Consider the following 24,572-nt stretch of genomic DNA (forward strand, 5'->3'; position numbering starts at 1 on the left):
TGTGAATCTCCGTTCTGTTCAGGTTCAGGCAGACAGCGTGATGAACTCAGACCAGCGGAGAGGCACGGGGATTGAGCGCGGGCCATAGCTGGCGCGGCGTCGGTTGGTAGGTGGCGAGCGGCGGTGGGTGCCCGGCCAACAGCGTGGGCGGGTTGTGCAGCTGGGGAGGGTAGCCTGGCAAGGCCAGCAGCGGCGCGGCGCCGGAACAGCACCAGCAGTGCTGCATGTTGGAATGGTCGTCGCTTTGCGTGCCGAGGTCGATCTTGGCCAGGGCCTGGACATCGACTTTGGCCTTGCCCGCCACGCTCGAACAGAAAGCCCCCCACAGCAGCTGTTCGGTCGGGCCTTTGGGCGCGACAGAAGACAGCGGCATGGCCAGCAAGTTGAACAGCACTGCAAGGCAGGCTATCCAGGCGATGTGCCGACGTGGGGGCATGGAGAGATCCGGTCAGGAATCGTGGTGGGTATTGTACGGCGGAGTATAGGTAAAAAAGCGGGGTGCGGTGAAGTGACGCAGGCGGCGGGCGCGCCGCATACCCAGTGGGAGCGGCTTCAGCCGCGAAGCGAGCGACGCGGTGGATGGCACCGGCGTTGCCGGTGTTCGCGGCTGAAGCCGCTCCCACTGGGGTTGTGCTTGCCTCATAGTTGATCGCGGCAGTATCAAGCCTTGTTGCGGCCCATCAGGCCTCGAACGGTCTCTTGCAGGTCGGCGGGCAATACCACCACCTTGGCATTGTTGCTGCTCGCCAGATTTTCCATGGCGCCGACATAACGCTCACCCAACAGGTACATGGCCGGTACCGTTTCGCTGCCCACGGCTTCCTTGACCAGCGAAATCGCCCGCGCCGAAGCTTCGGCCAGGTTGATCTGCGCCTCGGCGTCCAGTTTGGCCGATTGCAGGCGCGCCTCGGCTTCGAGGATCGCTGCCTGCTTGGCACCTTCGGCACGGGTCACGTCGGCTTTACGCTCACGCTCGGCAGCTGCCTGACGTTCCATGGCCATCTGCATGTTCTCGGACGGCTTGATGTCCTGGATCTCCACCGAGCGCACGGTCACGCCCCAGTCCTCGGTCTGCTCGGACATCGCTTCACGCAAGCGCGCCTTGATCTGCTCGCGGCTCGACAGTGCTTCGTCCAGGTCCATGGCGCCAACGATGGCGCGCAGCGAGGTCATGGTCAGGCTGGTGACGGCGAACGAGAAGTTCTGCACGCCATAAGAGGCCTTCTGCGGGTCGACCACTTTGGCGAAGCACAGGGCATTGGCGACGATCACCGCGTTGTCGCGGGTGATGATCTCCTGCTGCTGCACGTCGAGGATGATGTCTTTGGTCGGCAGGCGGTAGGCGACCACGTCCATGTACGGAATGACGATGTTCAGGCCGGGCTTGAGCGTGCTGTGGTAGCGGCCCAGGCGCTCGACGATCCATTCCTCGCCCTGGGGCACGATGCGCACCCCCTTGAATACGGTGATCAAAACAAACACGGCAAGGGTGCCGACGACGATGAGACTTGTCATGCTGAGAACTTCCTTTTAGTGCAGGTCAGGCGCGAATGACCCGGGCGGTATTGCCTTCGATGGCGACGAGACGCACGCGCTCGCCGGACGGGATGTCACTGTCGGCCACGCAGACCCATTCCTCGTTGCCGAGGATTGGCTTCTGAAAACGCACGCGGCCTTTCTGGAATTGCGAAACGCTGCTGATCAACAGCCCGACTTCGCCGATCACGCTGTCAGCGGTCCAGCGCACGTCCGGCTGCTTGCGCCGGAACAGCTTGAACCACAGGGCGGTGGTGACGGAGGAAAACAGCACCCACATGAGTACCTGCATATCCAGTTGCAGGTTGGGGGCGGCGAGCGAGATGAGTGAAACCAGCACGGCACCGATGCCGAACCAGATGATGAAGAACGTGGGCAGGACCAGTTCGAGCAGGATCAGCGCGATACCGAAGACCAGCCAGATCCACCATTGCATTTCCATATGGGTGACGCCTTCCAAGGGGGAGGCGTCGAGTTTACGGCAGCAAGGCGGCACTAGGCCATTTGTTGGCCGTAGGGAAATTTCTGAAAAGAATGTAGGGCCGGCGGCAAGCTACGGGAGATCGAGTGCAGAAAGAAGTTGTGTTGCCGTCACGAACTCCAGGTCCACCGGCACAAGCGTTGGCCGTTTCAAAATAAGCACTGGCACGCCGCGCTCGCGCGCTATTTCCAGCTTGGGCTCCGTCGCCGCGCTGCCGCTGTTCTTGCTCACTAACACATCGATGTTGCGCCGTGAGAACAACGCCCGCTCATCTTCAAGATGAAACGGCCCACGTGCACCGATCACTTCGCAGCGATCGTTGCCAGGGTAGGCCTCAAGCGCCCGCAGCGTCCAGAACTGTTCCAGTGGAATCTCCTCCAGGTGCTGCAGCGGTTCGCGCCCGAGGGTGAACAGCGGCCGCCGAAACGGCTTGAGCGCTTCCATCAGCCCGGCCCAGTCGTCCACCTCGCGCCAATCGTCACCCGCTTGCGCCACCCAGGCCGGGCGGTGCAAGGCCCAGCAAGGGATGCCGACGGCTTGAGCGGCGATAGCGGCATTGCGGCTGATCTGTGCGGCATAGGGGTGGGTGGCATCGATCAGCAGCGTGATGCCGGCTTCGCGCAGGTAACTGGCCAGGCCTTCGGCGCCACCATAACCGCCAACCCGCACCTGGCAGGCCAGGTCCTGTGGCACGCGGCCAATGCCTGCCAGGCTGTAGACATGCTCAGGCCCGAGCTGGCGGGCGATGGCCAGGGCTTCGGTGACCCCGCCCAGCAGCAGGATGCGCCGGCTCATTGCACACCGGCCTTGCCGACGATGCCGCCCTGGCGGTCGATGGCGAACACTTCTACCTGGACCTGTGTCGGCACCACGCTGCGGGCAAAGGCCAGGGCATGGGCGCAGACCGCGTCGCCCAAGGCGATACCGGCAGCGTGGGCCAGGGCCAGAGCTTGCTGACTGGTGTTGGCGGCCATGATCGCGGCCTGCAGGTCGGCATCGGCGCCGATGTCTGCGGCCCAGCCGGCCAGTTGCGGCAGGTCGATGCTCGAATGGCGGCTGTGCAGGTCCATGTGCCCGGCCGCCAGTTTGCTGATCTTGCCGAAACCACCGCACAGGGTCAGACGGGGGACCGGCACTTTGCGCAGGTGCTTGAGCACGGCGCCGACGAAGTCGCCCATCTCGATCAGCGCGATTTCCGGCAGGCCGTAGACCCGGCGCATGGTGTCTTCGCTGGCATTGCCGGTGCAGGCGGCGATATGGGTGTAGCCATTGGTGTGAGCAACGTCGATGCCCTGGTGGATCGAGGCGATGTAGGCCGCGCAGGAGAACGGGCGGACGATGCCGCTGGTGCCCAGGATCGACAACCCGCCGAGGATGCCCAGGCGCGGGTTCATGGTTTTCAGCGCCAGTTCCTCGCCGCCCTGCACGTTCACCGTGACCTCGAAGCCGCCCCGGTAATTGCAGTTGTCGGCCAACTGCTGCAAGTGCTCGCCGATCATGCGCCGTGGCACCGGGTTGATCGCCGGTTCGCCAACCGCCAGTACCAGCCCCGGGCGGGTGACGGTACCGACGCCAACGCCTGCGACAAAGCGTACGCCAGGCGCGGCCAGCAGGCGCACCTGGCTGTAGAGCAGCGCGCCGTGGGTGACATCCGGGTCGTCGCCGGCATCCTTGAGCGTGCCGGCCTCGGCGTGCTCGCCGTTGCGGCGGCAGAATTCCAGGCGCATCTGCACCACCTTGCCTTTGGGCAGGGTGATGCTGACGGCGTCATCCACCTGGCCGGTGAGCAGCAGACGCGCGGCCGCCAGGCTGGTGGCGGTGGCGCAGCTGCCGGTGGTCAGGCCGCTGCGCAGGGGCGCGGGTTGTTCGCGGGTTTCCTCACGCATCGAAGGGTTTCACCACGTCGAGCAAGGTGATTGGTAACGCCTGGCGCCAGGTGTCGAAGGCGCCGAGCGGCTGGGCCTGGGCGACATGGATGCGGGTCAGTTCGCCGCCATGCTGCTCGCGGAAATGCGCCAGGGCGAGCTCGCTCTGCAGGGTCACCGCATTGGCCACCAGCCGCCCGCCAGGGCGCAGACGCTCCCAGCACAGGGGCAGCACACCTTCGCGGGTAACGCCGCCGCCGATGAAAATGGCATCCGGTCTTTCCAGCTCGGCCAGCGCTTGTGGCGCCTTGCCGCGAACCAGTTGCAGGCCGGGGACGCCGAGGGCATCGCGGTTGTACTCGATGAAACCCTGACGGCCTTCGTCAGCTTCGACTGCCAGCGTTCGGCAGGCCGGGTGGGCGCGCATCCATTCGATGCCGATCGAGCCACAGCCCGCGCCAACGTCCCACAACAATTCGCCGGGCTCAGGGGCAAGGCGGGCCAGGGTGATGGCGCGCACGTCACGTTTGGTCAGCTGGCCGTCGTGGCGGAAGGCGTCATCTGGCAGGCCGGGGGTACGAGCAAGGCGAGGGGCGTCTGCTGTGGCCTGGCACTCGATGGCGACCAGGTTCAGTGCGGCAATCTCGCAGCGGGGCCAGTCATCGGCACTGCCCGCCAGCTGGCGTTCGGCTGCACCGCCGAGGTGCTCGAACACCTGCAGCCGACTTGGCCCGAAGCCTCGCTCGCGCAGCAGCGCGGCAATGGCGGCAGGGCTGTCGCCGTCGTTGCTCAGCACCAGCAGGCGCAGGCCGCTGTACAGGTGGGCATTGAGTGTGGCCAAGGGGCGCGCGACCACCGACACCACCTGCACATCCTGCAGCGGCCAGCCCAGACGCGCGGCGGCCAAGGCGCAGGAGGAGGGCATCGACAGCACCTGCATTTCTTCAGCTGGCACCTGCCGCGCCAGGCTGGCGCCGACGCCGTAGAACATCGGGTCACCGCTGGCCAGCACGCACACCGGCTCACCGCGCAGGGCCAGGACCGGGGCCAGGGAGAACGGGCTCGGCCAGTCATGCTTGGCGGCAGTTACACAGCGCGGCAGCAAGGCCAGCTGGCGCGGGCTGCCGATGATCCGCGAGGCGCCAAGCAACGCGCGCCGGGCCTGTTTGCCCAAGCCGCTGAAGCCGTCTTCGCCGATGCCTACTACTGTCAGCCAGGGTGTCATGTGTTTCGGATCCGTCATTTTGGGGGCCGTGGTGATGAATGCTCGACCACCGGTTTTTCATGCCGCCGGACAAAGCAGGCATAATACCGCGCCTTCTACACTCAAGCGCATTTTCAGCGATTGCCGGACGCCCCATTGAAGCAGGTCCAAACCCCAACCGTATCGCCCCGTCCCTCGGCTTGCCCGGGGTTGTGGCGCATCGTCAGCGCCCGTGATGGCGGGATCTGCCGGATCAAGCTGCCCGGTGGCCTGCTGCTGGCCGACCAGGCCGATGCGGTGGCGGGCGCTGCCGAGCGATTCGCCAGCGGCGTGATCGAGGCGACCAACCGCGGCAACCTGCAAATCCGTGGCATCGGTAACGATCACCAGGGCCTGATCGACAGCCTGTTGGCCGCCGGCCTCGGCCCGCGCGAAGCCGCCAGCGACGATGTGCGCAACCTGATGCTCAGCCCCCTGGCCGGCCATGACCCGGCGATGGTGCTGGATGTGCGGCCATTGGCCGCACAGATTCTCGAACTGCTGCAAGGCACAACGCGCTTTCACCAGTTGTCCGCCAAGTTCGCTTTGCAATTGGACGGTGGCGAAGGCTTGGCGATGCTCGATCACCCCCACGATCTGTGGCTCTCGGCATTGCGCCTGGAGCAGCGCACCTGGCTTGCGTTCGGCCTGGCCGGCTGCCCAGCCGATGGGCAGGTACTGGGTGCGGTGCCGGTGGAGCAGGGCCTGGCGCTGGTGCGTGCAGTGCTTGAACGCTTTCTCGACCTGGCCACCCCGGAACAGGCGCGTATGCGCCAGTTGCTTGAAGGCTGCCCGGTGAACCGTTTCGTCGAAGGGTTGGGGCTGAATATCCGCCGCGATGCCGCCGTCCTCGATTGGCGACGCGAAGCCGGCAACAGTCCATGGCTGGGTGCACTGGAGCAACAGCAGGGCATGGCGCTAGGCATCGCTCCGCCGCTGGGCAGGCTGACGGCCGACATGCTCCGCGGCGCTGCGCGAGTCGCCCGTGAACAGGGCGATGGCAGCCTGCGGTTGAGCCCTTGGCAGAGCCTGGTCCTGCCCAATATCGCTGGCGCCAGCATCGCCGAGGCGCAACGTGATTTGTCGGCCTTGGGCCTGCTTTGCCACAACCATGAACCTTTGGCCCGGCTGGTCGCTTGTACCGGCAGCAGCGGTTGCGCCAAGGCGCACGGCGAAACCAAGGCCGATGCCGTGACCCTGGCCGCCATGTTGCCCGCTGGCGCCCCTGCCAGCGTGCACCTGTCCGGCTGCCAACGATCCTGCGCCGTGGCCCATGTCGCCCCGGCCACCCTGCTGGCCCGCTCGTCGGGCCGTTATGACCTCTATTTGCGTGACGCGCGCTTGCCGGGCTTCGGAGCCCTGCGCGCGGCCAACCTCACCTTGAAAGAAGCAGGCGCCATGCTCGCCCTGCCGACGGAGCACCTTGATGATTGATTACATCCGCGATGGTCAGGAGATCTATCGCAATTCCTTCCGGATCATCCGTGAGGAAGCCCGACTTGAACGGATTCCCGCAGACCTTGAAAAGCTTGCGGTGCGCGTGATCCACGCCTGCGGCATGGTCGAGGCCATCGACAGTCTGCAGTTCTCCGAAGGAGCTGGCCGCGCTGGGCGCGAAGCCCTGGCCAAGGGTGCGCCGATTCTCTGCGACGCGCACATGGTCGCCGAAGGCATCACCCGCGCACGCCTGCCCGCGGACAACAAAGTCATTTGCACCCTGCGCGACCCGAGCGTGCCTGGGCTGGCCAAGGATGCCGGCAACACGCGCTCGGCCGTAGCGCTTGAGCTGTGGCGGCCGTATTTGGAAGGCAGCGTGGTGGTGATCGGCAATGCACCTACTGCGTTGTTCTACCTGCTGGAAATGATCGACGCAGGCGCGCCAAAGCCTGCGTTGATCCTCGGCTTCCCGGTCGGCTTCGTCGGCGCTGCCGAGTCCAAGGCGATGCTCGCCGCCGACAGCCGTGGCGTGCAGTTCGTGATCATGCAAGGCCGCCTGGGCGGCAGCGCGATGGCAGCCGCCGCAGTAAACGCCCTCGCCACGGAGGTGGAATGATGACGCCGCGCGGCCGCTTGCTGGGCTTGGGCGTTGGCCCTGGCGACCCTGAACTGATCACCCTCAAGGCCCTGCGCCTGCTGCGCGAGGCTCCCGTGGTCGCCTACTTCGTGGCCAAGGGCAAGCGCGGCAATGCCTTCGGCATCATCGAGGCGCACCTGCAGCCTGCGCAAACGCTGCTGCCGCTGGTCTACCCGGTGACCACCGAAGCGCTGCCGGCCCCTTTGTCGTACGAGCAGGTGATCAGCGACTTCTACGACGAAGCCAGCGTGCAGGTGGCCGAACACCTCGACGCCGGCCGCGATGTGGCGGTGATCTGCGAGGGTGACCCGTTCTTCTATGGCTCCTACATGTATCTGCATGACCGCCTGGCGCAGCGCTATGACGCGCAAGTGATACCCGGTGTCTGCTCGATGCTCGGTGGCGCTTCGGTACTGGGCGCACCGCTGGTGTACCGCAACCAGAGCCTGTCGGTGCTGTCCGGCGTACTGCCGGCCGAAGAGCTCAAGCGCCGCCTGGCCGATGCCGATGCGGCCGTGATCATGAAGCTTGGCCGCAACTTCCCCAAGGTACGGCAGGTGCTCGGCGAGCTGGGCCTGGACGGGCGTGCGCTGTACGTCGAGCGGGCAACCATGGCCAACCAGAAGATCGTTGCGCTGGACGCGGTCGACCCGCAGTCGTCGCCGTACTTCTCGCTGATCATTGTGCCGGGTGAAAAATGGCAGGGGTAAGCATGCACAAGGCACCGGCAATCATTGTGCTCGGCGCTGGCAGCCTGGCTACCGCGCAGCGCATCCAGCAGCAGTATCCGCAGGCGATGATCCACGGCCTGGCCGGGCGGGTCGAGCAGGCCGACCGGTTGTATGAGGCGTTCGGCGACACGCTGCGCGCGCTGTACCAGCAGGACACGCCGATCATCGCGCTGTGCGCGGCAGGTATCGTCATCCGCAGCCTGGCCGGCCTGCTCAGCGAGAAAGGCGCAGAACCGCCGGTGCTGGCAGTGGCCGAAGACGGCAGCGCGGTGGTGCCGCTGCTTGGTGGGCTGAGTGGCGTCAACGTCATGGCCCGCGAGATCGGCGCGGCGCTGGGTGTGGCGGCGGCAATCACCACCAGTGGGGAGCTGCGATTCGGCACCTGCCTGCTGAACCCACCTGAGGGTTACGCCCTTGCGGATATCGAGCAGGGCAAGCGCTTCGTTTCCGACCTGCTGGCCGGCGAGGCCCTGCGTATCGAAGGGGATGCGCCTTGGCTGGCGCAGGCTCAGCTACCGGCCAGTGAATCTGCCCAGCACACCATTCATGTGAGTTGTGAGGCGCGACCTGCCCGCCGTGACGAGTTGCTGATTCACCCTCGCTCGGTGGTGGTCGCTCTGGATGATTGCGGCCCCGGTCTGGTCGAGCGGATACGTGATGCACTCTCTGCAGCGGGCATCGCCGAGGCATCGCTGGCCGGCTTGCTGGTCGCCGAGCAGGCGATGGCCGAGCCATCTTTACAGGATGCCGCCCTGGCGCTGGCTGTCGAGCTGCGTTTCGCTGTCAAGGACAGTACGCTAGTGGGCATGGCAGCCGATGCCCTGCCGGATGCCCGCCTGATCGAACACTCAGGCCTGGTCATCGCGGTAGCCGCGACACCGGTCGATGTTGCGCAGCTTGGCCGCAAGCGCGGTCGCCTGGCAGTGATTGGTCTGGGCCCTGGTGCCGCCGAGCTGATGGTGCCGGCAGTGAAGGCAGAGCTTGCACGTGCGCAGGACATCCTCGGCTATGAGACATACGTGCGCATGGCCGGGCCGTTCCGCGACGACCAGGTGCAACATTGCACAGACAATCGCGAAGAAATGCAGCGTGCCCGTCATGCCTTTGAACTGGCGGCCCAAGGGCGGTCGGTGGTGGTGGTGTCGTCGGGTGACCCTGGGGTGTTTGCCATGGCCTCTGCCGTGCTGGAGGCGCTGCACGGGTCGACGGACCCCGCCTGGCACCGTGTCGATCTGGAGATTTTGCCTGGCGTTTCGGCTTCGCTGGCAACGGCCGCACAGGCCGGTGCACCGCTGGGGCATGACTTCTGCGTAATGTCGCTGTCCGACAACCTCAAGCCTTGGGCGACCATCGAGCAGCGCCTCGACCTCGCTGCCCAGGCCGACCTGGTGCTGGCCTTCTACAACCCGATCTCACGCTCGCGGCCCTGGCAGTTGGGGCGTGCGCTGGAAATCGTGCGCCAGCATCGGGTGGGGGCTACTCCTGTGGTGCTGGGGCGCGATATCGGCCGGCCTGGGCAAACGCTCAACGTCGTTACCTTGGGTGAATTGACAGCGGAAATGGTCGACATGCGCACCATGGTCCTGATCGGTTCGTCTACCACCCGCACGTTCGCCCGTGCCGAGGGTGGGCAATGGGTCTACACCCCTCGCTGGTATCCGGTCGCGCCGTGAGGAGCGGGGCTAGCCAACCAGGTAGCCCCTGATCCCGGTAAAAATGATCTGCGCCGCCAGGGCGCAGACGAACAGCCCCATCAGGCGGCTGACGATCTGCAGGCCCTGTTCGCCGAGAAGCCGCTCGATCCCGTGCGAGAGGTACAACACCAGGCCCACGGTGAAGCTGGCCAGCGCGATGCTGACGATGGCCAGCGCCTTGTCATCCCAGTGCGGCTGGCCCACGCCCATCACCAGCAAGGCGCCGATGGTACCGGGGCCTACCGTCAGTGGGATGGTCAGCGGCACGATGGTCACGTCCTGCTGCACGTTGTCGGCTTGCACCGCAGGTTTGCCCTGGGCCATGCCCAGCGCCGAGATGAACAGCACGCTGCCGGCACCGATACGGAAGGCATCAGCGGTGATACCGAAGATGCCAAAGATCGCGCGCCCAAACAGGTACAGCAGCACGCTGGCGACCAACGCAGCGAAGGCGACCTTCCAGGCCAGCTGCTTGCGCTCCTTGCTGGAGTGGCCACGGGTCAGGCTGATGAAGCACGACAGCACGAAGAACGGGCTGTAGAGCACCAGCATCTTCAGGTAGACACTGAACAACTCATGGAGCATGAGGCTGGATCCTTGTAGAAACGTTGTCGGCTACGAGGTATGCAGCGGATCGGTCTTGGCCTCGCGCTGGTTCGCCCAATACTGGATCAACTCGCGCAATTGCGACAGCTCCACCGGCTTGGCCATGTGCCCATCCATGCCGGCCAGGCGTGCGCGTTCCTTGTGTTCGGCAAGGATGTGCGCGGTCAGTGCCACCACCGGCGTACGCTGGCGCTGGTTGGCGATCTCCCAGGCGCGCAGTTGCTGGGTGGCGGAGAAACCATCGAGCACCGGCATTTCGCAGTCCATCAGCACCAGGTCGTAGCGCTGGGCTTTCATGGCCTGCAGGGCTTCTTCGCCGTTGCTGGCGGTGTCCGGTTCGAGGTTGAGCTTGCCGAGCATGCCACGGATGACCTTGGTCGAGATGCTGTTGTCTTCGGCGACCAGCACGCGGAAATCATCGGGCAGCTCGTGGCTGGGCGGGATGCCCGACGATGGCATGGTGACGGTCTGTTCGCGGCCTCGCTGGGCCAGTTCTTCGGCCAGGGTCGTCTTGAGCGTATAGCCGGCGACCGGTTTGGCCAGGATGCGCTTGACCCCGGCATTGCGCGCGATGACCTTGCTCGGCGCATTGCTGATACCGGTCAGCATCACCACCAGGATGTCGTGGTTCAGGCTGGGGTCTTCCTTGATTTTCGCCGCCAGTTGCATGCCGGTCATGCCCGGCATGTTCTGGTCCAGCAGCACTGCATCGAAATAGTCGCGCAGGTGTGCCTTGGTGCGCAGCAGCGCCAGGGCTTCCTTGCCGGACGGCACCGCGCTGACATTCATGCCCCAGGCGCTGCACTGCTGCACCAGCACCTTGCGGCAGGTGTCATTGTCATCCACTACCAGTACCCGGGCATCGCGCAACGGGCCGTCGAGGTCGGCCAGCGGTTGTTCCAGCCGTGATGGGTCGAGTGGCAGGGTGAGCCACAGGGTATTGCCCATGCTGGTGCTGCTCTTGATCCCGAACTCACCTTGCATGAGGCCGATCAGCTGCTTGGCGATGATCAGCCCGAGGTGGCCACCGAGCTTGTTGCTGGAGAGGAACTGGTGGCTATGCAGCTCGGCCTGCAGCAGCGCTTCGCGCTCTGCGGCCGGCAAGGGTTCGCCGCTGTCTTGCACGGCGATGCGCAGGCGCGGGATTTCGCCGCGCTGGTCCAGCGCCACCACCAGCAGGATTTCCCCCTGGCCGGTATTTTTCAGGGCGTTTTCCAGCAAGCTGGAGAGCGCCTGGCGCAGACGCGTAGGGTCGCCACTGACAACCCGCGGCACTTGTGGCTGGGTGAAGCTGATCAGTTCGATGTTCTGCTGTTCGGCCTTGGCGCGGAAGATGTTCAGGCAGTCTTCGATCAGGGCGTTAAGGTCGAACTGCACATCGTCCAGTTCGATCTGCCGCGATTCGAGCTTGGAAATATCGAGGATTTCGTTGATCAGCGTGAGCAGTTCGTTGCCCGCGCTGTGAATGGTCTGCACGTAGTCACGCTGTTTGACCGACAGCGGGGTGCCCAGCAACAGCTCGGTCATGCCCAGCACGCCGTTCATGGGGGTACGGATTTCGTGGCTGATCTTTGCCAGGAATTCGGCTTTGGCGTTGATTTCCGCGTCACTGGCGGCCAGCGCGCGGCTGGCGCTGAAGCGCTCTTCGCTCATCCTGCGCAGGCGTTCGCTGACCGCAAGGTTCAGCAGCAGGCCGCTGGCCACTGCCAAGCCGAGCAGGATGCACAAAAGCCAGGGCGTCGACGTACGTGTCAGGCCGAGCAGGGCGGGTAGCAGCACCAGGCCGCCAAGGTTGAACACCACCATCGCCAGGCTGAACAGCCGTGCCGGCGCATACCCCTTGTACCAGTGGTAGCTGCTGACCAGCAGCATGCTCATGCTGCCCAGAGCCATCAGGGCGTAAGTCATCAGGTTGAGTGGAAGCGTGTCGACGAACAGCAGGATCAGCCCGCTGACCGCAGCGATCAGTATCTCGGCCTGCAGTAAGCGGTTGAGCTGAGGTGAATTGCAGACCGCGAAGAAATGCTGGGTGAAATACAGCCCGGCCATACCTGCCAGCACCAGGGTCAGGTAGGCAGCCGGGGTTTGCGCGCTGTGCCACAGGTGCCACCAGGGACCGCTGAGGTTGAGCAGGATCAGGCCGCTGAGCAGCATCAGCCCGTGGTACAGGGCGAGAATCAGGGTAGTCGTGGAGCGGGTATACAGAAAGCGGATCAGGTTGTGCAGAATGAGCATGACCAGGCCGCCGAACAACATGCCGAACAGCAACGGCTGGCTGTGGTTGGAGGCAGCCTCGGCTGCGGGTTCCAGGCTGATGGCCGGGCGCAGCTGATGCTCGGAAACCAGGCGCAAGTAGATGTCCAGCGCTTGCGAACTATTGGGCAAGGGCATCACATGGTCGCTGCCGCGCAGGGTCGGGCTACTGCCATTGCCGGCTTGGCGCCCGTGGTGCAGCTGGCGTAGCAGCTTGTCACCGTCGAGGGCGTAGAGGTCCAGGCGCGAAAGGTCGGGCGCGAAGACCCGCAGCAGTTGCTCTTGATCGCCCGGCTCCAGGCGATAGTGCAGCCAGAGGGCTTGTTCAGCCGGGGCGGCATCCAGGTCACCCAGGGTGGTCGGGCTGAACTGGCTGCGGTAGCGATCGGAGCGCACGTCGCTCAGTTGCAGGTTGGCCTGCTCATCGAGCAAAACCGACCAGCCTCCGCCTTGATCGGCCGAAGCCGGGAAAAGGCAGAGCAGAGTCAGCAAGCTGACGATCAGAGCTGTGGCAATCCGAAGCCGACGCACTACGAGATCCCTTCCTAGCCGATGTGCCGTGTACTAACTATGCGCGGCGCGCCAAGTCGAAGGCAAGGCCCCGGTGGGGCCCTGTCGACGAGCCGAATGTCGCATAAACGATGCGCCGCGACCATCTGAGAAAGGTTACTTCTAGTGTTCACCGCGCTCGCGAGCAATGGCTCGGTAGCCGATGTCGGTACGGTAGAAACTACCGTTCCAGCTGACTTCCTTGGCCAGGCGGTAGGCCTGCTGCTGAGCGTCGGCGACGGTGCTGCCCATAGCGGTGGCGCAGAGCACACGGCCGCCGTTGGTGACGACCTGGCCATCCTTGAGCGAAGTGCCGGCATGGAACACCTTGCCTTCGATCTTGGCTGCCGCCTCCAGGCCGCTGATCGCGTCGCCCTTGGCGTAGTCGCCCGGGTAACCGCCAGCTGCCAGTACCACGCCCAGGCTCGGGCGCGGGTCCCACTGCGCTTCGACTTTGTCCAGGGCCTTGGCAAACGCGGCTTCGATCAGCAGCACCAGGCTCGATTCCAGACGCAGCATGACCGGTTGGGTTTCCGGGTCGCCGAAGCGGCAGTTGAACTCGATGACCTTGGGGTTGCCCGCCTTGTCGATCATCAGGCCGGCATACAGGAACCCGGTGTAGACGTTGCCTTCTTCGGCCATGCCGCGCACGGTCGGCCAGATCACCTGGTCCATCACGCGCTGGTGCACGTCGGCGGTGACCACGGGGGCAGGGGAATAGGCACCCATGCCGCCGGTGTTCGGGCCGCTGTCCTGGTCGCCGACGCGCTTGTGGTCCTGGCTGGTGGCCATTGGCAGCACGTTGTGGCCGTCGACCATGACGATGAAGCTGGCTTCCTCGCCGTCGAGGAACTCTTCGATGACCACGCGCGAACCGGCGTCACCGAAGGCATTGCCGGCGAGCATGTCGCGCACGGCGTCTTCGGCTTCCTGCAGAGTCATGGCGACGATCACGCCTTTGCCTGCGGCCAGGCCATCGGCCTTGATGACGATCGGCGCGCCCTTTTCCTGCAGGTAGGCGAGGGCCGGCTCGATCTCGGTGAAGTTCTGGTAGTCGGCGGTCGGGATCTTGTGGCGAGCCAGGAAATCCTTGGTGAAGGCCTTGGAGCCTTCCAGCTGGGCCGCGCCCTTGGTCGGGCCGAAGCAATCCAGGCCGCGGCTGCGGAACAGGTCGACCACGCCGATGACCAGTGGCGCTTCAGGGCCGACGATGGTCAGGTCGACGTTCTTTTCGGCGAAGTCGGCCAGTTGTTCCAGGGCGGTGACGTCGATGGCGACGTTCTCGCACTTGGCTTCAATGGCGGTGCCGGCGTTGCCTGGGGCGACGAAGACTTTTTCGACGCGTGGGTCCTGGGCGACTTTCCAGGCCAGGGCGTGCTCACGGCCGCCGCTGCCAATGATCAAAACTTTCATGTCAAAACCTCGAAATCTGTCGAACGAGAGACAGAGCCTCTCGCTGTACGAGGTCGCAATGAAGCAGGTAGATGCAAGGCGGGGCCGGTTCCGATGAGCGGAGTTGCCTTCTGGCAATGAGCATCAGCGGAACCGGCCCCAACGCAGCAGATGCCTGCTTCAGTGCGGCCGATTGCCGTAAATCAGTGGCGGAAGTGGCGCATGCCGGTGAACACCATGGCGATGCCGGCTTCATCAGCGGCAGCAATCACCTCGGCATCACGCATCGAACCACCCGGTTGGATCACGGCGCTGATACCCACTTTAGCCGCATTGTCGATGCCATCACGGAACGGGAAGAACGCGTCCGATGCCATCACCGCACCCTGCACCTGCAGGCCAGCATGCTCAGCCTTGATGGCAGCGATGCGCGCGGAGTTGACGCGGCTCATCTGGCCGGCGCCGACGCCGATGGTCTGGCGCTGCTTGGCGTAGACGATGGCGTTGGACTTGACGAACTTGGCCACTTTCCAGGCGAACACCAGGTCGTGGATTTCCTGCTCGGTCGGCGCACGCTTGGTGACGATCTTCAGGTCATCGGCGCTGATCATGCCGATATCGCGGCTCTGCACCAGCAGGCCACCGTTGACCCGCTTGAAGTCCCAGCCGGCGGCACGCTCGGCTGGCCATTCGCCGCATTCCAGCAAGCGCACGTTCTGCTTGGCCGCCACCACGTCGCGGGCCGCCTGGGAGATTTTCGGGGCGATGATCACTTCGACGAACTGACGCTCGACGATGGCCTTGGCGGTTTCGCCGTCCAGCTCGCGGTTGAAGGCGATGATGCCGCCGAATGCCGACTCGGTGTCGGTGGCGTAGGCCAGGTCGTAGGCCTTGCGGATGCCACCTTCGTCTTCAGGGACGACGGCCACGCCGCATGGGTTGGCGTGCTTGACGATGACGCAGGCCGGCTTGACGAAGCTCTTCACGCACTCCAGCGCGGCGTCGGTGTCGGCCACGTTGTTGAACGACAGTTCCTTGCCCTGCAGCTGTACGGCGCTGGAGATGCTGGCTTCGCCCTTGTTGGCTTCAACGTAGAACGCCGCGCTCTGGTGCGGGTTCTCGCCGTAGCGCATTTCCTGGGCTTTGACGAACTGGCTGTTGAAGGTGCGCGGGAACTCGCTGCGGCCCTCGGTCGACAGGGTCTCTTTGGCCTGGTCGATGGTGCCCATGTAGTTGGCGATCATGCCGTCGTAGGCGGCAGTGTGCTCGAATGCCTTGAGCATCAGGTCGAAGCGCTGGGCGTAGGTCAGGCCACCGGCCTTGAGGCCTTCGAGGACGTTGGCGTAGTCGCCGGCATTGACCACGATGGCCACGTCCTTGTGGTTCTTGGCAGCCGAGCGGACCATGGTCGGGCCGCCGATGTCGATGTTCTCGATGGCAGTCGGCAGGTCACAGCCAGGCTTGGCGATGGTGGCCTCGAACGGGTACAGGTTGACGGCAACCAGGTCGATCGGCTTGATGCCGTGCTCGTTCATGATGGAGTCGTCGGTGCCGCGACGGCCGAGAATGCCGCCGTGGATTTTCGGGTGCAGGGTCTTGACCCGGCCGTCCATCATTTCGGCGAAGCCAGTGTAGTCGGCCACTTCCACCGCGTTCACGCCGTTGTCCTTGAGCAGCTTGTAGGTGCCGCCGGTGGACAGGATCTCGACCCCGAGCTGCTGCAGCTCACGAGCGAATTCGAGGATACCGGTCTTGTCGGAGACGCTGATCAGGGCGCGGCGGACTGGCAGGCGGGTAGTCTGGTCGGTCATTTCGGGTTCCAATAACGCGGTGGAGTCAGCAAAAAAGGCGTCTCTTCGCAGAGGCCGCCTTTTCTGATTGGGATTCTGGCTTACAACAAGTCGTACTGCTTGAGCTTCTTGCGCAGGGTGCCTCGGTTGAGCCCGAGCATCTCGCTGGCCTTGGTCTGGTTGCCCTTGACGTAATTCATCACGCATTCGAGCAGGGGCGCCTCGACTTCGGAGAGCACCAGGTTGTACACGTCAGTGACGGTCGCGCCTTCCAGGTGTGCGAAGTAGTTGTGCAGCGCCTTCTCGACGCTGTCGCGAAGGGTCTGGCCCTCTTCGCTCGGCGTGTTGAGGTGCTGTTTGAGGTTGGCGTTGTCGCTCACGGGCGTTGTTCCACTCACTAATGTCTCGGTCATCATCGTCATGCGGCCACCCCTTGTCCGTCCTCTGTCTCAAGGCTCTGTCGACGTTCGCTGAAATACGCGCGAACGTTGGCGCACTGCGCTTGTGTGTCTTCCAAAGCGTTGAACCGGGAGCGAAACTCCTTGCCGCCGGGTCGTGTCGCCAGGTACCAGCCAACGTGCTTGCGGGCGATACGTACGCCCATCACATCGCCATAGAAGGCATGCAGCGCGGCCAGGTGCTCCAGCAGGATGCGTTCCACTTCGTCCAACTGCGGGGCCGGCAAATGCTGGCCGGTCCCTAAAAAATGTTCGATCTCGCGAAAGATCCAGGGCCGCCCCTGGGCAGCCCGGCCAATCAGCAGGCCGTCGACCCCGGTGGCGTCCAGCACCGCCCGCGCCTTTTCTGGCGAGGTGATATCGCCGTTGGCAAACACCGGAATGGACACCACCTGCTTGATGGCAGCGATGGTGTCGTATTCGGCGTCGCCGGTGTACAGGTCGGCGCGTGTGCGGCCATGCACCGCCAGCGCCTGGATGCCGGCCTGTTCGGCGATCTTCGCCACGTTCAGGCCGTTCTTGTTCGCCCGGTCCCAGCCGGTGCGGATCTTCAGGGTCACGGGTACGTCCACCGCGCCGACGACGGCATGGAGGATCTCGTTGACCAATGCTTCATCTCTCAATAAAGCAGAGCCTGCAGCTTTGTTGCAGACTTTTTTTGCCGGGCAGCCCATGTTGATATCGATGATCTGGGCGCCCGCTTCGACGTTGGCCCGTGCCGCCGCCGCCATCATCTGCGCATCGCCCCCGGCGATCTGTACCGAGCGCGGCTCGGGATCACCTTCGTGGATGCGGCGCAGGCTCGACTTGCGGCTGTTCCACAGGCTCATGTCGCTGCTGACCATCTCCGACACCACCATGCCCGCGCCAAGGCGCTGGCAAAGTGTACGGAAAGGCTGGTCCGTGACCCCGGCCATGGGCGCGAGGATCAGATTGTTGCGTAGTGTATATGGGCCGATGCGTACCGCCGACATAGGTGTTCCCTGTTGTGGGGCCGAATCATTGGAGTTCGAAAAAGGGTTGGCATGATACCCGCTCTCGGTGACCGGATAAAGATGGATTTGGATAAAATCTGAACAGCTGCGGCCTTATGCCCGATGGTTAGCGACAGCAGGCTGGCGCCGCAAACACGGCGGCCAGCCACGGTCGGTCACTCCGGCGAGCGGAAGCTGAGGCTGTAGTTCACGGCCTTGGGCCCCGGGTCGAGGATGTCCAGGGCAATGTGGATTGGCGTCTGGCTGGGCATTTCGCCGCGCCCGGCCAATTCACCGGAAAGGTACTCGCTGGGCTTGAACCGACGGCTGGCGATCAGTTGGCCATTGAGGTCGGCGAAGCGCAGCTCCAGCAGCGGGAAGGGTTGGGCGAACGGTGCGCGGTTGTAGATGATCGCGTCGACGATCAGTGCGCCCTTGAAGTCCGGGTGGCTGCGCACCACCAGGTTGCTGCTTTTGATGCGGCCGATGTCGACGCGGGTGGGCACCTCGCAGCCCAGCATCGGGCACAGCTGCTGGAAGATCGGGCGGTACTGGTCCTGGCGGGCCATTTCGTCGAAATGGAACCACACGTACTGGAACGCCAGCAGGCCAGCGGCCAGCAGGGTCAGCACACCCCACAGCAACCGCTTGCCCCAGTTCGGTTTGGGCTTCTCCCAGCCCAGTTGCAGCGGGTCGTCGACCACGTCGACCAGCGGTTCCTTGCGTGACGGGCGCTCGGCCCTGGCGGCAAAGGCTGGCTCCAGGCGTTCGCCAGGCAACGGTTCGACAGTGTCGTCGTCACGTGCCGACAGATGGATATCGTCTTCGTCGTCATCCCGGGCACTCAGGCCTTTCTCATGGACGAGTTCGTCATCCGTAGGCAGAGGCTCGGGATAGTCGTCCGGCTCGTGGTGCTCGGCGGGCCGATGTACGGCAGGTTCTTCATCGAAGTCCAGGTCCAGATTGCCGCCCAGCGTGGGTTCGGTACGATCACCGGGGGCCGGTTCAAGGTCCAGTGGCTCCTGTTCCAGCAGGACAGGTGCAGGTTCGACAACCTCCAGCGGCTCATGATGATCGTCGGTCGCGTTACCGAACAGCTCCTCACCATGGGAATCGGCGGCGGGCTCGTCGCGTCGTGCCTGCAGCGCATCCGCCGGTGCTACGGGGCGAGGCTCGTCAGGTTTGCCGCGACGTTCGAGGCGGGCCAGCTCCTGGTCCAGGTCAAGCTCATCCAGGGCCTGGGCGGTGGCCGCCCAGTCTTCAGGTTCGGCGAGGGGGCGTACGCTGGCTGGCGGCTCGGGCGCGATGACCGGCTCGACCACCGGTATCGGTGGCACCACAGGCGCCGCGCCCGCGCGGTTCTGCTCAAGCAACTGCTTCGCCGCATTGAACACCTGCAGGCAATGGCCACAGCGCACGACGCCGCGTGCCACGCTCAACTGGTGATGGGTGACGCGAAAGCTGGTCTGGCAATGCGGGCACTGGGTGACGAAACTGTCGGTCATGCGGCGATCCGGGAGCTGTACAGAAAAGTATTCTAGGCCCGCTCAGCGGCGGCGACCACTGATGCGTACCCAGCCGTCGCGCACGACGATCGGGTCCAGATCGAAATCGGCGGCGTAGGCGGCGGCCACTTCCTCGCCCTGTTCGGCAAGGATGCCCGACAATGCCAGCAGGCCGCCGGGGCGGACCAGTCCGGACAATTGTGGCGCCAGCGAGACCAGCGGGCCGGCCAGGATGTTGGCGACCAGCACGTCGGCCTGCATGGCCGGCATGGCTTCGGGCAGGTACAGGGCCAGCTTTTCATCGGCGATGCCGTTGCGCTGGGCATTGTCACGCGAGGCTTCGATGGCCTGCACGTCGATGTCGGTACCGACTGCTTCACGCGCGCCCAACAGCAGCGCGGCGATGGCCAGGATGCCCGAGCCGCAGCCGAAGTCCAGCACCTGGGTGCCTTCGAGCTGCTGGCCGTCGAGCCATTCCAGGCACAGTGCGGTGGTCGGGTGGGTGCCGGTGCCAAAGGCAAGGCCCGGGTCGAGCAGCAGATTCACCGCATCCTTCTCGGGCGCTTCGTGCCAGCTTGGCACGATCCACAGGCGCTGGCCGAAACGCATCGGCTGGAAGCCGTCCATCCAGCTGCGTTCCCAGTCCTGGTCCTCGATGACCTCGGCCTGGTGCTCGGGCAAATCGGCGCCGGTCAGCAACTGCAGGTGGGCGAATACCGCTTCGGGCTCGGCGTCGGCCTCGAACAGCGCCAGCAGGTGGGTGTGCGACCACAGCGGGGTGGTGTTGAGGTCGGGTTCGAAGATCGGCTGATCTTCGGCATCCATGAACGTGACCGAGACGGCGCCGACTTCGAGCAGGGCGTCTTCGTAGGTTTCGGCTTGTTCCGGGCTGATGGCCAGGCGTACTTGCAGCCAGGGCATGGCGGGCACCTTTGGTAAATCGACAGGGGCAGCCCGAGGCTGCGCGAAAGGCTGCAAGTTTACGCGAGTGCGGGGGGTTTGTAGAGGAGGGCTGGAAGACCGCGGTGTCCACAAAAGAAAAACCCCGGCACATGGCCGGGGTTCTTGTTCATCACGCTAACGCGATCACTCCTGGTTGGCCAGTTTGTGCTCGAGGTAGTGGATGTTGATGCCGCCTTTGCAGAAACCTTCATCACGCACCAGGTCGCGGTGCAGCGGGATGTTGGTCTTGATGCCATCGACGACGATCTCGTCCAGGGCATTGCGCATGCGCGCCATGGCTTCGTCGCGGTCTTTGCCGTAGGTGATCAGCTTGCCGATCAGCGAGTCGTAGTTTGGCGGCACCGAATAACCGCTGTACAGGTGCGAATCGACGCGAACTCCGTTGCCGCCTGGGGCGTGGAAGTGCTTGACCTTGCCTGGGCTCGGGATGAACTTCTTCGGGTCTTCGGCGTTGATCCGGCACTCCAGCGAGTGGCCGCGGATCACCACGTCTTCCTGACGGATCGACAGCTTGTTGCCAGCGGCGATGCTGAGCATCTCCTTGACGATGTCGATGCCGGTAACCATCTCCGACACCGGGTGCTCGACCTGCACGCGGGTGTTCATTTCGATGAAGTAGAAGCGGCCATTCTCGTACAGGAACTCGAAAGTACCGGCACCGCGGTAGCCGATTTCGACGCACGCATCGACGCAACGCTTGAAGACTTCCTGACGAGCCTTCTCATCGATGCCTGGTGCCGGCGCTTCTTCCAGAACCTTCTGGTGACGACGCTGCAGCGAGCAGTCGCGGTCGCCCAGGTGGATGGCGTTGCCCTGCCCGTCGGACAGTACCTGAACTTCCACGTGACGTGGGTTGGTCAGGAACTTCTCCAGGTAGACCATCGGGTTGCCGAAGGCTGCACCGGCTTCGGTACGGGTGAGCTTGGCCGAGGCGATCAGGTCCTCTTCCTTGTGCACCACGCGCATGCCGCGACCACCGCCGCCGCCAGCGGCCTTGATGATCACCGGGTAGCCGACGTCACGGGCAATCGCCAGGGCGACCTCTTCGTCTTCCGGCAGTGGGCCATCGGAGCCCGGTACGGTAGGTACGCCGGTCTTGATCATCGCGTCCTTGGCCGAAACCTTGTCGCCCATCAGGCGAATGGTGTCGGCTTTCGGGCCGATGAAGGCGAAACCGGATTTCTCCACCTGCTCGGCGAAGTCGGCGTTTTCCGCCAGGAAGCCGTAACCGGGGTGAATGGCGGTGGCGCCTGTCACTTCAGCCGCGGCGATGATCGCCGGGATGTGCAGGTACGAATCTTTGGACGAAGCAGGACCAATGCAGACCGACTCGTCTGCCAGGCCCAGGTGCATCAGTTCGCGGTCGGCCGTGGAGTGCACGGCGACGGTCTTGATGCCCAGCTCTTTGCAGGCACGCAGGATCCGCAGGGCAATTTCCCCGCGGTTGGCGATCAGGACTTTTTCCAGCTTCCCAGTCATCGTTGGCTCTCCGCGAATCAAACGATGGTGAACAGCGGCTGGTCGAACTCAACCGGCTGACCGTCTTCCACCAGGATGGCGTCGATGACACCGCCGACATCGGCTTCGATGTGGTTCATCATCTTCATCGCTTCGACGATGCACAGGGTGTCGCCCTTCTTCACGGACTGGCCAACTTCAGCGAAGTTTGGCGAAGTCGGCGACGGCTTGCGGTAGAAGGTACCGACCATCGGCGAGCGAACCACGGTGCCTTTCAGCGCAGGTGCAGCGGCGGCGGCTTCGGCAACCGGGGCAGCGGCGGCGGCTGGAGCAGCAACCGGGGCGGTAGCCATCGGTGCTGGTGCGTAGAACTGCTGGGCGGCTGGGGTCTTGCTGTTACGGCTGATACGGACCGACTCTTCGCCTTCCTTGATCTCCAGCTCGTCGATGCCAGACTCTTCCAGCAGCTCGATCAGTTTCTTGACTTTACGGATATCCATTAATCATCAACTCCCAAAGGGTTCGGTCAGGGGGCGTAAATTTAAAAACGTATCGATACGTTTCTCTCGAACCCCGGCCCACGTGGACCAGGGTCTCAATCATCAGGGCTGTGCGTTGGCAGCCAGTTGTTCCAGGGCGGACTCCAGGGCCAGGCGATAACCGCTGGCGCCCAGGCCGCAGATCACTCCTACGGCGACATCGGAGAAGTAGGAGTGGTGACGGAACGGTTCGCGTTTGTGCACGTTGGACAGGTGCACTTCGATGAATGGGATGCTCACCGCAAGCAATGCGTCACGTAATGCGACGCTTGTGTGGGTGAAAGCAGCCGGATTGATCAGGATGAAGTCCACACCCTCGTTGCGTGCGGCATGAATACGGTCGATCAGTTCGTACTCGGCATTGCTCTGCAGGTATTGCAGATGGTGGCCTGCGGCGCGGGCACGTTGCTCCAGGTCCTGGTTGATCTGGGCCAGGGTCATGGCGCCGTAGTGGCCTGGTTCCCGAGTACCGAGCAGGTTCAGGTTGGGGCCATGAAGGACCAGTAGCGTTGCCATCTGCGGATTCCTTGGATTTGTAGGGCAATTCGACACAGCGCGGCGAGTGTGCCGTAAAGCGACGGCAAGTGTCCAGTTCCCGGCAATAGCCAGCACGATGTCCGAGGTTCGCGCGAAAGATGTGACCGAATGATTAAATCCGGTCACTCAAATGGAGAATTTTCCCGGCACGCGGGAAGTTATAGACCGAGTTGGCCGCGCACGCGCGTAAGAATGCTCGCAAATTCGACGGCGTTTATCTCGCCAATCACCCGATCGGTGGTCATTTCGCTGCCGTTCGCCGAAAAGAACAGCAGCGCTGGCGGGCCGAACAGCTGGTAACGGTCGAGCAGGGTGCGTTGCTCGGTATTGCTTTCGGTGATGTCGAAACGCAGCAGCTTGAATGCGCCCAACTGGGGTTGGACCTGCGGTGCGTTGAGCACCTCATGCTCGATGACCTTGCAGCTGATGCACCAGTCGGCGTACCAGTCCAGCAGCACCGGTTGGCCGGCCGCCTTGGCCTGTGCCAGGGCGGCGTCCAGCGCTGCCGGGGAGGTGACGGTCTGCCAGGCATCTGCCTTGGCTGCGGGGCTGGCGCTGCCGGCAGCCAGCGTTGGCGGGGGCAAAGGGCGCAGCGGGTCGCCTTGGCCGTTCAGCGCGCCGTACCAGCAGGCCAGGGCGTAGACCAGCAGCGCCAGGCCGAGCAGTTGCGCCAGGCGCTGGCGTGGGGCTTTGACCACGAACTCTAGAGCACCAAGGAACAGCGCTACGCCAGCGCTCAGGAAACCGACCAGCAGCAAGGTCGCCGGCCCCGGCAGCACGCGGCTGAGCAAACCGATCGACAGGCCCAGCAGCAGCACGCCAATGGCGTTCTTCACAGTGTTCATCCAGGGGCCGCTTTTCGGCAACCAGGCCGCACCGCCCGTGGCTACCAGCAACAGCGGCGCGCCCATGCCCAGGCCCAGGGCAAACAGCTTGAGCGCGCCTCCCAGGGCATCGCCACTGGCGCTGATGTACAGCAGCGCCCCAGCCAGCGGTGCTGACACGCACGGCGACACCAGCAGGCTGGAGAGCACGCCGAGTATCGCCGCACCCAACAGCGAGCCGCCCTTGGTGCGGAGGGCCAGCTTGTCCAGGCGACTGTTCAGGGCTTGCGGCAGCTTCAGTTCGAACAGGCCGAACATGGCCAGCGCAAACAGCACGAAGAACAGCGCGAACGGCACCAGCACCCAGGCCGATTGCAGACGCGCCTGCAGGTTCAGGCCAGCGCCGAACAGGCCCATTAGCGCGCCCAGCACGGCGAAGCTGGCGGCCATCGGAATGACGTAAGCCAGCGACAGAGAGAGGCCGCGAAGGCCGCCCACCTGCCCACGCAGGACCACGCCGGAGAGGATGGGCAGCATCGGCAGCACGCAGGGGGTGAAGGTCAGGCCGACGCCGGCGAGGAAGAACAGCAGCAGCGATTTCCAGTCCCAACCGGGTGCGTTGTTCGCAGCGCCACCCACGCCATCGATGCTCAGACGTTCGGTTTCCGGCGGATAGCACAGGCCCTTGTCGGCGCAGCCCTGGTAGCCCACCAGCAAAGTGAAGGCGCGGGCATCGGTGCGCGGCAGTTCGATGTCCACTACACCGTGGTAAACCTCGACATCGCCGAAGAACTCATCGTGCTTGGCCTCGCCCTTGGGGATCTTCGGGGTGCCGAGGGTAATGTCCGCCGGTTCGGTACGGAACTGGAAGCGGTGGCGGTAGAGGTAATAGCCGTCGGTAGCGACGAAGCGCAGTTTGAGGGTTTGCGCATCGGCCTGCACCAGGCTGAGCTTGAACGCTTCGTGTACTGGCAGAAAATCTGCGCTTTTGCTCAGCGAGGCGGCGCCGAGCGTGGCGCTGGGGCGGTTGTCGAGCAGGCCGGAGGCAAAGGCAGGGCTGGCCAGCAGCAGGAACAGCAGGAAAAACAGGCGGCGCATGG

22 protein-coding genes are annotated in these 24,572 nt (G+C 64.2%); 4 read left to right on the top strand and 18 right to left on the bottom strand.

The features are described from left to right. Positions 1-46: 46 nt before the first annotated feature. The 6 genes from ACIQUF_RS19445 to cbiE all read right to left on the bottom strand — a co-directional run bounded on the left by ACIQUF_RS19445 (position 47) and on the right by cbiE (position 5,107). Entirely contained in the window at positions 47-436 is a 390-nt protein-coding gene (locus ACIQUF_RS19445; protein WP_403134309.1) for a DUF2946 domain-containing protein, read from the bottom strand. 224 nt (positions 437-660) lie between these two features. Further along, entirely contained in the window at positions 661-1,515 is an 855-nt protein-coding gene (locus ACIQUF_RS19450; RefSeq protein ID WP_403134311.1) for an SPFH domain-containing protein, read from the bottom strand. A gap of 25 nt (positions 1,516-1,540) precedes the next feature. Beyond that, positions 1,541-1,978 carry an NfeD family protein gene (locus ACIQUF_RS19455; protein WP_400796955.1) on the bottom strand — a complete coding sequence of 146 codons (438 nt, stop codon included), beginning with the start codon at positions 1,976-1,978 and terminating at the stop codon, positions 1,541-1,543. 111 nt (positions 1,979-2,089) lie between these two features. After that, entirely contained in the window at positions 2,090-2,812 is a 723-nt protein-coding gene (locus tag ACIQUF_RS19460; protein ID WP_403134313.1) for a cobalt-precorrin-6A reductase, read from the bottom strand. Continuing rightward, a complete protein-coding gene (locus ACIQUF_RS19465; RefSeq protein ID WP_403134315.1) occupies positions 2,809-3,903 on the bottom strand; it encodes a cobalt-precorrin-5B (C(1))-methyltransferase in 1,095 nt (364 codons plus the stop codon). The genes ACIQUF_RS19460 and ACIQUF_RS19465 overlap by 4 nt, the downstream gene beginning before the upstream one ends. Beyond that, complete coding sequence (gene cbiE, locus ACIQUF_RS19470) at positions 3,896-5,107, bottom strand: precorrin-6y C5,15-methyltransferase (decarboxylating) subunit CbiE (protein ID WP_403134319.1); 1,212 nt, start codon at positions 5,105-5,107, stop codon at positions 3,896-3,898. Before cbiE ends, ACIQUF_RS19465 begins: the two co-directional genes overlap by 8 nt. Before the next feature lie 120 nt (positions 5,108-5,227). On the opposite strand from cbiE, the gene cobG reads away from it, so the two are divergent. From cobG to cobJ, 4 genes are read left to right on the top strand one after another with little or no spacing between them, the layout of a single operon-like run. Then, a complete protein-coding gene (gene cobG / locus ACIQUF_RS19475; RefSeq protein ID WP_403134322.1) occupies positions 5,228-6,559 on the top strand; it encodes a precorrin-3B synthase in 1,332 nt (443 codons plus the stop codon). Beyond that, a complete protein-coding gene (locus tag ACIQUF_RS19480; RefSeq protein WP_403134325.1) occupies positions 6,552-7,178 on the top strand; it encodes a precorrin-8X methylmutase in 627 nt (208 codons plus the stop codon). The genes cobG and ACIQUF_RS19480 overlap by 8 nt, the downstream gene beginning before the upstream one ends. After that, a complete protein-coding gene (locus ACIQUF_RS19485; protein ID WP_400796970.1) occupies positions 7,175-7,909 on the top strand; it encodes a precorrin-2 C(20)-methyltransferase in 735 nt (244 codons plus the stop codon). The genes ACIQUF_RS19480 and ACIQUF_RS19485 overlap by 4 nt, the downstream gene beginning before the upstream one ends. 2 nt (positions 7,910-7,911) lie before the next feature. Next, positions 7,912-9,603, top strand: a complete 1,692-nt coding sequence (cobJ, locus tag ACIQUF_RS19490; RefSeq protein ID WP_403134328.1) for a precorrin-3B C(17)-methyltransferase — start codon at positions 7,912-7,914, stop codon at positions 9,601-9,603. 9 nt (positions 9,604-9,612) lie between these two features. On the opposite strand, the gene ACIQUF_RS19495 is transcribed toward cobJ, so the two are convergent. The 12 genes from ACIQUF_RS19495 to ACIQUF_RS19550 form a co-directional block, all read right to left on the bottom strand. After that, positions 9,613-10,209, bottom strand: coding sequence for a MarC family protein (locus ACIQUF_RS19495; protein WP_403134330.1), 597 nt, complete (start codon positions 10,207-10,209; stop codon positions 9,613-9,615). A gap of 30 nt (positions 10,210-10,239) precedes the next feature. Continuing rightward, positions 10,240-13,014 (bottom strand): response regulator, encoded by a 2,775-nt coding sequence (locus ACIQUF_RS19500; protein ID WP_403134332.1) that lies wholly within the window; start codon positions 13,012-13,014, stop codon positions 10,240-10,242. A 141-nt stretch (positions 13,015-13,155) separates the two neighbouring features. Continuing rightward, a complete protein-coding gene (gene purD, locus ACIQUF_RS19505) occupies positions 13,156-14,445 on the bottom strand; it encodes a phosphoribosylamine--glycine ligase (RefSeq protein ID WP_403134335.1) in 1,290 nt (429 codons plus the stop codon). A gap of 182 nt (positions 14,446-14,627) precedes the next feature. Further along, positions 14,628-16,235, bottom strand: a complete 1,608-nt coding sequence (gene purH, locus ACIQUF_RS19510) for a bifunctional phosphoribosylaminoimidazolecarboxamide formyltransferase/IMP cyclohydrolase (protein WP_403134336.1) — start codon at positions 16,233-16,235, stop codon at positions 14,628-14,630. Between the two features lie 80 nt (positions 16,236-16,315). Next, positions 16,316-16,636 (bottom strand): DNA-binding transcriptional regulator Fis, encoded by a 321-nt coding sequence (gene fis / locus ACIQUF_RS19515; RefSeq protein ID WP_011535876.1) that lies wholly within the window; start codon positions 16,634-16,636, stop codon positions 16,316-16,318. After that, complete coding sequence (gene dusB / locus ACIQUF_RS19520) at positions 16,633-17,646, bottom strand: tRNA dihydrouridine synthase DusB (protein ID WP_403134338.1); 1,014 nt, start codon at positions 17,644-17,646, stop codon at positions 16,633-16,635. The genes fis and dusB overlap by 4 nt, the downstream gene beginning before the upstream one ends. A 176-nt stretch (positions 17,647-17,822) precedes the next feature. After that, on the bottom strand, positions 17,823-19,151 hold the full coding sequence (locus ACIQUF_RS19525) for a DUF3426 domain-containing protein (RefSeq protein ID WP_403134340.1): 1,329 nt from the start codon (positions 19,149-19,151) through the stop codon (positions 17,823-17,825). A gap of 42 nt (positions 19,152-19,193) precedes the next feature. Continuing rightward, positions 19,194-20,072 (bottom strand): 50S ribosomal protein L11 methyltransferase, encoded by an 879-nt coding sequence (prmA, locus tag ACIQUF_RS19530; protein ID WP_403134343.1) that lies wholly within the window; start codon positions 20,070-20,072, stop codon positions 19,194-19,196. 165 nt (positions 20,073-20,237) lie between these two features. Next, the gene (gene accC, locus ACIQUF_RS19535) at positions 20,238-21,593 is read right to left on the bottom strand and encodes an acetyl-CoA carboxylase biotin carboxylase subunit (RefSeq protein WP_403134346.1); all 1,356 of its coding nucleotides are present in this window, start codon (positions 21,591-21,593) and stop codon (positions 20,238-20,240) included. Positions 21,594-21,610: 17 nt separating this feature from the next. After that, the gene (gene accB / locus ACIQUF_RS19540; protein WP_403134347.1) at positions 21,611-22,072 is read right to left on the bottom strand and encodes an acetyl-CoA carboxylase biotin carboxyl carrier protein; all 462 of its coding nucleotides are present in this window, start codon (positions 22,070-22,072) and stop codon (positions 21,611-21,613) included. A gap of 102 nt (positions 22,073-22,174) precedes the next feature. Beyond that, positions 22,175-22,627 carry a type II 3-dehydroquinate dehydratase gene (gene aroQ / locus ACIQUF_RS19545; protein ID WP_176518061.1) on the bottom strand — a complete coding sequence of 151 codons (453 nt, stop codon included), beginning with the start codon at positions 22,625-22,627 and terminating at the stop codon, positions 22,175-22,177. A 179-nt stretch (positions 22,628-22,806) separates the two neighbouring features. Continuing rightward, the gene (locus ACIQUF_RS19550) at positions 22,807-24,570 is read right to left on the bottom strand and encodes a protein-disulfide reductase DsbD (RefSeq protein ID WP_403134350.1); all 1,764 of its coding nucleotides are present in this window, start codon (positions 24,568-24,570) and stop codon (positions 22,807-22,809) included. Positions 24,571-24,572 lie beyond the last annotated feature (2 nt).

The sequence above is a fragment of the Pseudomonas sp. NPDC090233 genome (assembly GCF_044772285.1).
Lineage (GTDB): Bacteria > Pseudomonadota > Gammaproteobacteria > Pseudomonadales > Pseudomonadaceae > Aquipseudomonas.